General features: G+C 57.8%; 9 protein-coding genes. 1 reads left to right on the top strand and 8 read right to left on the bottom strand.

What is annotated here, in order from left to right; translation table 11 throughout:
- Window positions 1–124: 124 nt before the first annotated feature.
- Window positions 125–1,018 carry a LysR substrate-binding domain-containing protein gene (locus ACXJ5O_RS10035; protein WP_457299763.1) on the top strand — a complete coding sequence of 298 codons (894 nt, stop codon included), beginning with the start codon at window positions 125–127 and terminating at the stop codon, window positions 1,016–1,018.
- A 6-nt stretch (window positions 1,019–1,024) separates the two neighbouring features.
- Here the strand turns inward: ACXJ5O_RS10035 and lpxC are convergent, their stop codons facing one another.
- The 8 genes from lpxC to ACXJ5O_RS09995 form a co-directional block, all read right to left on the bottom strand.
- The gene (lpxC, locus tag ACXJ5O_RS10030) at window positions 1,025–2,005 is read right to left on the bottom strand and encodes a UDP-3-O-acyl-N-acetylglucosamine deacetylase (RefSeq protein WP_457299762.1); all 981 of its coding nucleotides are present in this window, start codon (window positions 2,003–2,005) and stop codon (window positions 1,025–1,027) included.
- A gap of 240 nt (window positions 2,006–2,245) precedes the next feature.
- A complete protein-coding gene (ftsZ, locus tag ACXJ5O_RS10025) occupies window positions 2,246–3,931 on the bottom strand; it encodes a cell division protein FtsZ (RefSeq protein WP_457299761.1) in 1,686 nt (561 codons plus the stop codon).
- A 67-nt stretch (window positions 3,932–3,998) separates the two neighbouring features.
- Entirely contained in the window at window positions 3,999–5,321 is a 1,323-nt protein-coding gene (ftsA, locus tag ACXJ5O_RS10020) for a cell division protein FtsA (protein ID WP_210000389.1), read from the bottom strand.
- Window positions 5,318–6,259, bottom strand: a complete 942-nt coding sequence (locus ACXJ5O_RS10015; RefSeq protein WP_457299760.1) for a cell division protein FtsQ/DivIB — start codon at window positions 6,257–6,259, stop codon at window positions 5,318–5,320. Before ACXJ5O_RS10015 ends, ftsA begins: the two co-directional genes overlap by 4 nt.
- A complete protein-coding gene (locus ACXJ5O_RS10010; RefSeq protein WP_457299759.1) occupies window positions 6,247–7,173 on the bottom strand; it encodes a D-alanine--D-alanine ligase in 927 nt (308 codons plus the stop codon). The genes ACXJ5O_RS10015 and ACXJ5O_RS10010 overlap by 13 nt, the downstream gene beginning before the upstream one ends.
- Before the next feature lie 258 nt (window positions 7,174–7,431).
- A complete protein-coding gene (gene murB / locus ACXJ5O_RS10005) occupies window positions 7,432–8,406 on the bottom strand; it encodes a UDP-N-acetylmuramate dehydrogenase (protein ID WP_457299764.1) in 975 nt (324 codons plus the stop codon).
- A 46-nt stretch (window positions 8,407–8,452) separates the two neighbouring features.
- On the bottom strand, window positions 8,453–9,853 hold the full coding sequence (murC, locus tag ACXJ5O_RS10000; RefSeq protein ID WP_457299758.1) for a UDP-N-acetylmuramate--L-alanine ligase: 1,401 nt from the start codon (window positions 9,851–9,853) through the stop codon (window positions 8,453–8,455).
- A partial coding sequence (locus ACXJ5O_RS09995) for a UDP-N-acetylglucosamine--N-acetylmuramyl-(pentapeptide) pyrophosphoryl-undecaprenol N-acetylglucosamine transferase (RefSeq protein ID WP_457299757.1) occupies window positions 9,850–10,856 on the bottom strand: 1,007 nt, incomplete at its 5' end. The genes murC and ACXJ5O_RS09995, both read right to left, overlap by 4 nt.

Below are 10,856 nucleotides of genomic sequence, written 5' to 3'. Positions count from 1 at the left end.
GCGTGTGAAGGGCATGGAACTATCCTTTCTTTAAAAGACTTGACGCCGTTTTTATAGAGCGGCATCATCATCCTGAAAATCAGAAAGTTTTTGACAAACAGTTCCAAAAATATGGATAATTAGAATGCGACGAATTACCTTCGACCTTGATGTGTTGCGCACTTTTGTGACTGGCATGGAACTTGGCAGTTTTGCCAAGGCAGCGGCCCGGCTTGGCCGCTCCACCTCGGCGGTCAGCGCGCAACTGAAGAAACTCGAGCAGCAGACGGAAACGGCGATCTTCGTTAAGGCGGGGCGCGGGTTGGCGTTGACAGAAGCGGGCGAGACGATGCTGGCCTATGCTCGCAGGTTGCTCGACCTCAACGATGAAGCCGCGACGGCGATCCAAGGCACCGAGCTTGCCGGGTGGGTGCGGCTCGGATTGCAGGAGGATTTCGGCGAAACCATTCTTCCGGAAGTCCTCGGACAGTTCGCCCGCGCTCATCCAAAGGTAAGGATCGAGGCACGCGTGGCACGCAATGCCGAATTGATCGATCGCATCACTACCGATCGCCTTGATCTGGCGTTGGCCTGGAATGATGCATCTGTGACGACACCGCACTCCGACCACATCAAGGATTTACCAATGTGCTGGGTTGGCCCGGCCGGCGAGCCAAGGAACTGGCGAGCATCCGCAGACGAACCATTACCTCTTGCGTCGCTGGAAGCACCCTGCCTCTTGCGCACCGCCGCCACGAGCGCACTCGACCGCGCCGGCATACCTTGGCGGCAGTCGTTCGTCAGTCCGAGCCTGGCGGGATTATGGGCTGCAACGGCAGCAGGCCTCGGCGTAACCATTCGCACCCCGTTCGGGCTACCGCCAAGCGTACAACCTCTGGTGCCGGCTGACAGCGGACTGCCACCGCTGCCTTCTCTCGGACTTGTTCTTCATCGATCGCAAGCGCAATCAGATCCGGCAACCGCACGCCTCGCATCGATCATGCTGCAAGCGGTGCACGATGCGGTACCAGCGTACTGACAGGCTTCAGATCGCCCAGGGTGCGAAGACGGGGGCGTTAACGGCGACAAGCGATGCGCCGCGCGATTGGCCGCGTTTACCAGCCATTTCGACGATCTCGAACGCCGTATGATCGGACAGGAGTGCGCGGAGCGCCGCCGCATTCAGCCGGTGCCCGCCGCGATACGAGCGGAAGCAACCAATGAACGGCGCGCCAGCGAGGGCAAGATCGCCGATGGCGTCCAGTGCCTTGTGACGGACAAACTCATCCTTGTAGCGAAGGCCACCCGGATTGATCACGGAATGATCGTCGCCGATGACCAGCGAATTATCGAGTGATGAACCCAGCGCCAGGCCCGCAGCCCAGAGCTTTTCGACGTCGCGCATGAAACCGAAGGTGCGCGCCCGTGAAATTTCCGTGCGGAAAACCGTCTCATCCATATCGGCGGCAAATTTCTGACGACCGATGACTGGCGTTTCAAAATCGATTTCGACCTCATAACGCGTTCCATCATAAGGACGGAACTCGGCCCAGGATGCCCCGGCCTCGATGCGCGATGTCTTGAGGATGCGGATGAAACGGCGTTTCGCCGCTTGCCGCACAAAACCGGCTTGCTCGAATGCGTCGAGGAACACCGAGGATGTTCCGTCGAGAATTGGCACTTCCGGGCCGTCGATCTCGATGATCATGTTGTCGATGCCCGAACCGGCAATGGCTGCCATGACGTGCTCGACTGTGCTGATTGTCACCCCTGCCCTGTTGGCAAGCGTCGTCGACAGGTCGGTCGTCCCGACTTCAGACACAAGCGCCTTGATCTCGTGGCTCGCGCCGCTTCCATCGAGCCTGTGGAAAACGATGCCGGTATCGGGTTCGGCCGGCACGAAGGCAATCGTCACCGGCGCACCGCTATGCACGCCAGCTCCTGAAAGCGTTGTTCGCTCGGCAATCGTTGTCTGGTAGTCGCGCAATTGAAACCTCGTGCCCATGTACCGCGCCGGATCGTCCATCCGGTTTTCGACATTAACTTGCGGCGCTGCACGCTTCTGGAATCAGCATCGCTCATCGTTATTTTGCGGCGCAAGATACAGTCGACATCCCATGAAGCAAAATCACGGTTTCGCGACGTTTGTAACGAAACCACTACGCCATCAGCTAAGTCGTTTCTTTGGCCTTTCAATGGCTTGAAAGAAAAACTCCGCCATTGAGGCAATGGCGGAATTCATATCCTTTAACAATCCGTGATCAGATCAGTTGGCCTGACGGCGAAGGAAAGCCGGGATTTCAAGCTGATCGTCTTCGGAAGCCTGGCGCGCTTGTGGCTGAACGCGGCCCTGCTCGTCGAGCTGCCCACGGCGTGGCGCATAGATCGACGCATCTTGCGAAAGCGGCCGGCGCTGTTCGACAGGACGCATCGCGGGTTCCCGCGGCTGCGCTGGTTCGAGCCGGGCGGTCTCGTCTTCGCGGCGAGTCAAACCGGCAGTGAGGCGCTTAAGAAGACCCATCGGCCCACGGTCTTCCTGGCTGTCATAGGAAGGCTCACGATTGCTGTCACGGCTTCCCATCTCACGGGCGTTGAGTTCTGCCTGAACCACTGGCGGGAAATCAGCGACATTCGGCATGCGCGGCGCAGCCGGCTGCGGTGCCGGTGCAGCCTGCATCTGTGGCTGCGGGGCGGGCTGATGCACCGGAGCCTGAGGCGCGGTAGCAAAGGGAGCATCAAAGACTTCCGGCGCCGGAGCCTGGAAAATGCGGCTCTGTGGACGAAACTCCTCGGCAGGCTGCGGGGCACGCTGTACCACCTCTTGCTCCGCAGCGCGGATCGCATCGGCTACAGGGTCCGCTACCCGTGCGGTGGGCTGCTGGACAACCGGACGTGCATTTGTACTTGCGGCGGCCTGCTGCGCGGGCTTGGCAATGGGCTTCAGAGGCTGGCGAAATTCGATCGGCGCGGGCGCCGACTCTCCAATCTGCTTATCGATGCCAGTTGCCACGACAGAAACGCGGATGATGCCTTCGAGGCTTTCGTCGAAGGTTGCGCCGAGGATGATATTGGCATCCTGGTCAACTTCTTCACGGATACGAGTTGCAGCCTCATCGACTTCAAAGAGCGTCATGTCACGGCCACCGGTGATCGAAATCAGCAGACCCTTGGCGCCCCGCATGGAGGTTTCGTCAAGCAGCGGATTGGCAATTGCAGCTTCAGCGRCAGCCATTGCGCGGCCATCACCGGATGCTTCGCCCGTGCCCATCATCGCCTTGCCCATCTCGCGCATGACCGAACGAACATCGGCAAAGTCGAGATTGATCAAGCCTTCCTTCACCATCAGATCGGTGATGCAGGCAACACCTGAGTAGAGAACCTGATCGGCCATCGCAAAGGCATCGGCAAAGGTTGTCTTGTCATTGGCAATGCGGAAAAGGTTCTGGTTCGGAATGACGATGAGCGTATCGACGTTCTTCTGCAGATCAGCAATACCCATATCGGCGGTGCGCATGCGGCGCTGACCTTCGAAATGGAAAGGCTTGGTGACCACACCGACGGTCAGAATACCCTTTTCGCGTGCCGCCCGGGCCACGACTGGCGCAGCGCCGGTACCGGTGCCGCCACCCATGCCGGCAGTGACGAAGCACATGTGCGTGCCCTGGAGATGATCATTGATCTCGTCGATGCATTCTTCGGCTGCTGCGCGGCCAACTTCCGGCTGCGAGCCTGCACCAAGGCCCTCGGTCACAGCGGCACCAAGCTGAACCAGACGTTCAGCCTTCGACTGCGACAGCGCCTGTGCGTCGGTATTGGCCACAACAAATTCAACACCGCGCAAACCGGCATTGATCATGTTATTGACCGCGTTGCCACCACCACCGCCAACACCGAATACGGTGATCCGTGGCTTAAGCTCGGTAATGTCCGGCTTTTGCAGATTGATACTCATTTGTTTCGTTCCTTTTCGTCTCTACCGCCTCGCCGCTGCGGTGTTTTCTTGGGTTGCCCCAGTTTGATTAAAAACTCTCTTTCAGCCATTGGCCGATACGCTGAAAACGCCCACCTGTGCCTGTCATCAACGAAGATGAACCAGCCTTTACAGAACGCTCTTCAATTCCTGCCACTTGCGGATAAATCAGAAGACCAACCGCTGCAGAGAAAGCCGGACCCTTGGCAGCCTCGGGAAGCCCCGTGACACCAAGAGGACGCCCAATACGCACATTGCGAGCCAGAATGCGGCGTGCCGCCTCTGGTAATCCCGCCAACTGACTGGCACCGCCCGTAAGCACGACACGCTTGCCGACAATCTGGCCGTAGCCGGACTGGTTGAGGCGGTCACGCGCGAGTTCGAGCGTTTCCTCTACGCGAGCGCGTATGATGCGGGTCAGTACCGCGCGTGGATATTGATTGGGAACATCGCGTGCATCGTTGCCGAGCGGCGAGACACTGATCATGTCCCGGTCATCGGCAGCACTTGGCAGAGCTGAGCCGTGCATGACCTTCAGCCGCTCGGCGTCGTCCATATGAGCGGAAAGGCCGCGCGCAACATCCATGGTCACATGATTGCCGCCAATGGCGATGGCATCGGCGTGGATAAATTTGCCTTCGGAGAACACGGAAATCGTTGTCGTACCGCCACCCATGTCGATGCAGGCAGCGCCCATCTCGGCCTCATCATCGACGAGCGCTGAAAGACCGCTGGCGTAAGGCGTTGCGATCATCGCCTCGACAGACAAATGACAGCGATTGACGCACAGCTCAAGATTGCGCAGCGGCGCTGCGTCAGCAGTCAGAACATGCATTTCGACGCCGAGCGTATCGCCAATCATGCCGAGCGGATCGCGAATGCCGCGTTCGCCATCGAGGCCATAGGCGATCGGTAGCGAATGCACGAGATGACGTTCAGCGGCAAGCGCCTGTTTGGCACCGGCTGCAAGCACCCGGCGGATATCCGACTGATCAACCTCATGGCCACCGAGATTGATGCTGGCAGAAAAGCTCTCGCTCTTCAGGCGGCCCGCCGAAATATTGACGATCATCGAGTCGACCGTGAGACCCGCCATACGCTCCGCCGCATCGACGGCAAGACGGATCGCCTGCTCGGCAGCATCCAGATTGACGATGACGCCTGACTTGATGCCGCGCGACTTCTGGTGGCCAATTCCCAAAACTTCGATGCGATGTGTACGGCCTGGCAGATGCGCGCTTTCCTCACGCGGACGCAAACGCGCGATGATGCAGCAGACCTTGCTCGAACCGATGTCCAGAACTGTCAACGAGCGCGTCCGCTTGGCGGATGGCGCTCCTGTCGATGTACCTTTTCCGTTCAGAATACTCATACACGCTTCTCCGAACGCTTGGGCGCCTTGTCACGGGCCTTCAAATACTCAACACGCTGTACCATTGCTTCCGGTGTCAGCCTGACAACTACGCGGTCCGTCAGGCGCATATCGACCGATGCAATATCGCGAGACAAAAGCCCCGCCTTGCTGTCCATATTGGCAATATCAGTCAGGGCCTCGTCGATGCGCGTTTCCGGCAGCATCAGGCTTACGCCGTTTTTCAGCACGAGGTCCCAACGTCGATCTCCGACCCGCTGATAGGCTTTTACCTCGGCGGCGATTTGCGGAAAGTCCGCCATCTGCGTCAGGAGAAGCTTTGCCTGCTTGTCAGCACCTGCGCCGATCACCACCGGCAATGAAGCACTGCGACCGCCATTGAAAGGCACGATCATGCGGCCATCGGCATCGATCACCGAAAGCTGGTCGCCATTCTGCCACACCGCCAATGCGGTGCGCTCGTGGATCGAAATCTGGATCGTATTCGGATAGACTTTGAACACATCGACGGATTCGACCCAAGGCAATCCTGCGACAGCCTTTTGAGCATCAGCAGCACTCAAGCCGACCAGAGACGTCTCGCCATCAAGACCAAGAGCACCGAGAACGTCGATTTCAGACGTTTCCTTGTTGCCCACGACCTTCACATCTTCAATGGCGAAGCCGAACGTCGAGGTTGTAACCTTGACCACTTCGGGCGCATGACCGCCAAGGATTGCGCCGTAAGCTCCGGTCAAAGCCAGGAAAGCCAAGGCACCGAATGTCCCAACATGGTTCGGAATGGAGACTTCGCCTTCGATGGTGCGCGCAAGAACGCGAACAGGCTTGCGCAGGATTTTCGGCAGGACGATCCGGAAACGGCCAAAAGTCGCCGACCTGCCCGAAGACACCGGCACAGCACCCCGCGGGTGCGCATTTTTGCCCTTCAACGCAAACACGATGCGTCCTCCACCATCCAACTCAACAATTCACCGAAGGTATGCCCCGCAGCTTTGGCGATATCAGGTACGAGAGAGGTGGGAGTCATGCCTGGCTGGGTGTTGACTTCCAGCCAGATCAGCTCGCCATCCTCGGAAAAACGGTCGTCGTAACGGAAGTCCGACCGGCTAATCCCTTTACATCCAATTGCCTGATGCGCCTTGAGTGCCAGTGTTTGTATTTTTTGGTAAATTTTTAGTGAAATTTTAGCGGGAACCTCATGATTTGATCCGCCTGCAACATATTTTGAATCATAATCGTAGAACTGGTGTCCAACCGGGATGATTTCACATACGCCGATGGCCACATCACCCATGACGGCACAGGTCAATTCGCGCCCATATATGTAGCGTTCGACCATAACGCTATCGCCATATTTCCATTCGGCAGAAGTAATGATCTGCGGTGGATGCGACTGATCCTCCTTGACGATGACGACACCGAAACTGGAGCCCTCGCTCACGGGCTTGACGACATAAGGCGGCTTCATCGGATGCTTCGAGGTGAAGTCCAGGCGGTTCATGGTCTTGGCTTCAGCCACAGGGATACCAGCCGCCTTGGCAACGATTTTCGCCTGCTCCTTGTGCATCGCGAGCGCAGACGCAAGCACGCCCGAATGCGTATAGGGAATTTCGAGATATTCCAGAATGCCCTGGATAGTGCCATCTTCGCCGAACGGCCCATGCAACGCATTGAAGGCAACATCAGGCTTGAGTTCATGCAATACACTGGCGATATCGCGAGTAACGTCGACGCGGGTTATGGTATAGCCTTCGGCCTCCAAAGCATCGGCGCATGAATTGCCGGAAGATAGCGACACCGGACGCTCCGATGAAAAGCCACCCATCAGCACCGCAACATGCTTTTTCGCCATGAAGGCAACCCCTCGAACACTTCCCCATCAAAGCTGAAAACAGACATGAGTCCGCGCACATCCGGCGGCCGGGACCGCAGATACCCGAGACTGGCAAAACCAGCCGACTCAAATCAGTTAACGCTTGTCCCTAAAGAATCAGAGAGTTGATTCGCTGACAAGTCCCCAATGATTCAACAATGGAAATTCCGGTAAAAAAATATGTCAGGAGGATGAATCGGCGGCCGAACGCCTTGCAGCAATGCCAGCAACCGGCCGCTATAGCAATTGGCCCATGAATTCGTGTACTTCATGACCCGGGCGAAAAAGCCCAAGGCGTTTGATTTCCCAATGCAGGCGAATACCCGAATTCTGCACGACCCGCGAACGGATGGTTTCGCCAAGCGTCTCGAGGTCATGCCCCGAGGCAGTGCCGGTGTTGATCATGAAATTGCAATGCATCGGTGACATCTGAGCGCCACCGATCATCAGTCCGCGCCCGCCGGCTTTGTCGATCTCTTTCCAGGCAGAGGAGCCTTCAGGGTTCTTGAACGTCGAACCGCCGGTCTTTTCCCGGATGGGTTGCACCGTTTCACGGTGCTGCTGGACGGCATCCATCGCTGTCTGGATTTCCCCGCGATCACCCGGCACGCCCTCGAATAGCGCCGAAGTGAAGATCAGATCATTTGCCGCGCCGGAATGACGATAGGCGTAGCCCATGTCGGCGTTTGAAAGAATTCGAACCTCGCCCTTGCGATCAAGGGCACGCACTTCCACCACACGCTCACGCGTTTCAACGCCGTTCGCACCGGCATTCATGCGCAGAGCGCCGCCGATCCCGCCAGGGATACCGTGATAGAAATGAAACCCGGCGATGCCCGCCTCCAAGGCTGCAGCAGCCACACGCTTGTCTGGCGTCGCCGTGCCCGAACGCAACTGCGTATCGCCAACCCGCTCAACCTCGCCGAAGCCCTTGGCCGACAGGCGGACGACGAAACCCGGAATACCACCGTCGCGCACCAAAAGATTGGAGCCGATACCAACGACGAGGATCGGATATTCTTGCGGGACAGCTTTGAGGAATGCCGACAAATCTTCCTCGTCCGCGGGCTGGAACATGACTTCGGCAGGACCACCAGCGCGAAACCACGTGACCTTTTCCATGCCCATGTTAGGCGTCAACCGTCCGCGCAGACCAGATAAACGATCTCCCAGCTTTTTCAGCAGGGCGTCGCCATCAATAAGTGGAGACATCATATCCTTCCCGTCCGAACCATCCCTGTCGGAACAACCGCCAAATCTAGAGCGCTGCGAGTTCCTTTGGCAAGGCATAGGCCCATTGGGTAATGTTGCCCGCCCCAAGAAAGATCACGAAATCATCCGGCTTGGCGATCTCGGCGATCAAAGGAGCCACCTCCTGCGGACCCGCGATATAGCGTGCGTCACGGTGTGCAGCGGTTTTGATACGCGAAACCAGCGCCTCAGAAGTCACACCCGGAATGGGGTCTTCGCCAGCCGCATAAACGGGCGCCAGGACAACCGTATCGGCATCGTTGAAGCAAGCTGCAAACTCATCGAACAGACTGGCGAGCCGTGTGAATCGATGCGGTTGAACGACCGCGATCACGCGGCCCTTTGCGGAATCCCGCGCCGCTCTCAAGACCGCTTTGATCTCGACCGGATGGTGGCCATAGTCATCGAATATCTCGACACCCTTCCATGAACCGGTATGGGTAAACCGGCGCTTGACCCCGCCGAAGGATGACAAGCCCTTCTTGATGTCGTCGGCTGAGATCCCAAGCTCATGTGCTACGGCAATCGCCGCTGTGGCGTTGGAAACGTTGTGCCGGCCCGGCATGGGCAGGCKCAGCCCCGTAATCTCGGAGATCTCACCCGTCTTGCGCTTGGCGATATGAACATCGAAACGCGAGGCCGCGCCGTCAACGACGAGATTGACGAAACGAACATCTGCTTGCGGATTCTCCCCATAGGTGATGACGCGGCGATCCTCAATCCGCGATACCAGCGACTGTACTTCCGGATGGTCAAGGCACATCACACCGAAACCGTAAAACGGTACATTCTCGACAAATTGCCGGAAGGCTTCGCGAACCTTGTCGAACGTGCCGTAATGATCGAGGTGCTCGGGATCGATGTTGGTGACAACGGCCACATCAGCGGGAAGCTTCAGGAACGTACCGTCGCTCTCGTCTGCTTCGACGACCATCCAGTCGCCCTCGCCCATGCGGGCGTTGGTGCCATAGGCATTGATGATGCCGCCATTGATCACCGTCGGATCCAGATGGCCCGCATCGAGCAAAGTAGCGACCATCGAGGTCGTCGTCGTCTTGCCGTGCGTGCCGCCGATAGCGACGGCCTTGCGGAAACGCATCAGTTCCGCCAGCATTTCGGCGCGGCGGACGACCGGAAGCAGCTTCTCTCGGGCCGCGATCAATTCAGGATTGGATTTCTTGATAGCAGTCGAGACGACGACGACTTCAGCATCGCCAATGTTATCGGCCTTGTGGCCTACATAGATATCGATGCCCTTATCGCGCAGACGCTGCACATTGGCGCTGTCGGCCTGATCGGAGCCTTGAACCTTGTAGCCAAGGTTATGTAATACTTCGGCAATACCACTCATGCCGATACCGCCGATACCGATGAAATGAACGAGGCCGATATTGAGCGGCATCTTCATGGACGCACTCCTTTTTTGAAATCTTCAATCCGTTGACCGGACGCAATAGCTTCTGCAAGGTCCGCAAGCAACCTTGTGGCTTGAGGTTTACCGGTTGTGCGGGCTTTTTCCGCAATAAATGCCAGACGGGTCGGTTCGCTCATCGCACTTGTCAGGATGGACGCAATGCGCTCCGGGGAGAGTTCGGACTGTTTGATGACGTCGGCTCCTCCGGCGGCCTGGAGAGCAGCCGCATTAGCCGCCTGATCATGATCAAGGGCATGCGGGAAGGGCACAAGAATAGCTGGCCTGCCGATGGCAGCTATCTCGGAAACCGTGGACGCACCTGAACGGGAGAGAACGAAATGGGATTCGGCGATGCGGTGCGGCATATCAAGAAAGAATGGTGCAACCTCTGCTGTGATACCAAGCGATTGGTAGGCCGAGCGCACATATGACTCATCTTCTGCGCGAGCCTGCTGCATCACGACAAGACGTGCACGATCTTCCGGCGCCAGCAGTTTGATGGCAGCAGGCACTGCAGTTGAAAAGTATTGCGCGCCCTGGCTGCCACCAAAAACCAGAAAATGAAAGGGCTGGTGCGCTTGCGAGGCCTTATAAGGCTTGCCCACTTCTGCCAAGACTGCCGGGCGCACTGGATTTCCGGTGGCGATTGTCTTTTGCGCAAATGGTCCACCGGTGTCGGTCAAGAAGCCGCCGGCAATTGCGTTGACACGGGCAGCCAGTGCCTTGTTGGCACGTCCCATCACTGCATTCYGCTCGTGGATGAGTGTCGGTATTTTCATGCCGCTCGCCGCGTAGAGCGGTGGCAGTGTTGGATAACCGCCAAATCCGGCAACCAGCTTTGGCCGAAACGTCCGGAAAAACCTGCGGGAATCGAGATTACCGAGCCAGAGGGTCCAGAAGGTCTTCGCCAAGGAAACTGGATTGCGCCCCGCAATAGTGGCAGATCTCACGACATGTATCTGCTCGGCGGGAAATGCGCCTGTGAAACGTTGTGCAC

The sequence above is a fragment of the Phyllobacterium sp. P5_D12 genome (assembly GCF_054049495.1).
The sequence above is the reverse complement of the archived record's forward strand: the minus strand, read 5'-3'. Positions and strand labels throughout refer to the sequence as shown.

Coding starts and splice junctions, on each gene's coding strand:
- ACXJ5O_RS10035 (WP_457299763.1), top strand. CDS start 125: ATGCGACGAATTACCTTCGACCTTGATGTGTTGCGCACTTTTGTGACT.
- lpxC (WP_457299762.1), bottom strand. CDS start 2,005: ATGGACGATCCGGCGCGGTACATGGGCACGAGGTTTCAATTGCGCGAC.
- ftsA (WP_210000389.1), bottom strand. CDS start 5,321: ATGAGTATTCTGAACGGAAAAGGTACATCGACAGGAGCGCCATCCGCC.
- ACXJ5O_RS10010 (WP_457299759.1), bottom strand. CDS start 7,173: ATGGCGAAAAAGCATGTTGCGGTGCTGATGGGTGGCTTTTCATCGGAG.
- murB (WP_457299764.1), bottom strand. CDS start 8,406: ATGTCTCCACTTATTGATGGCGACGCCCTGCTGAAAAAGCTGGGAGAT.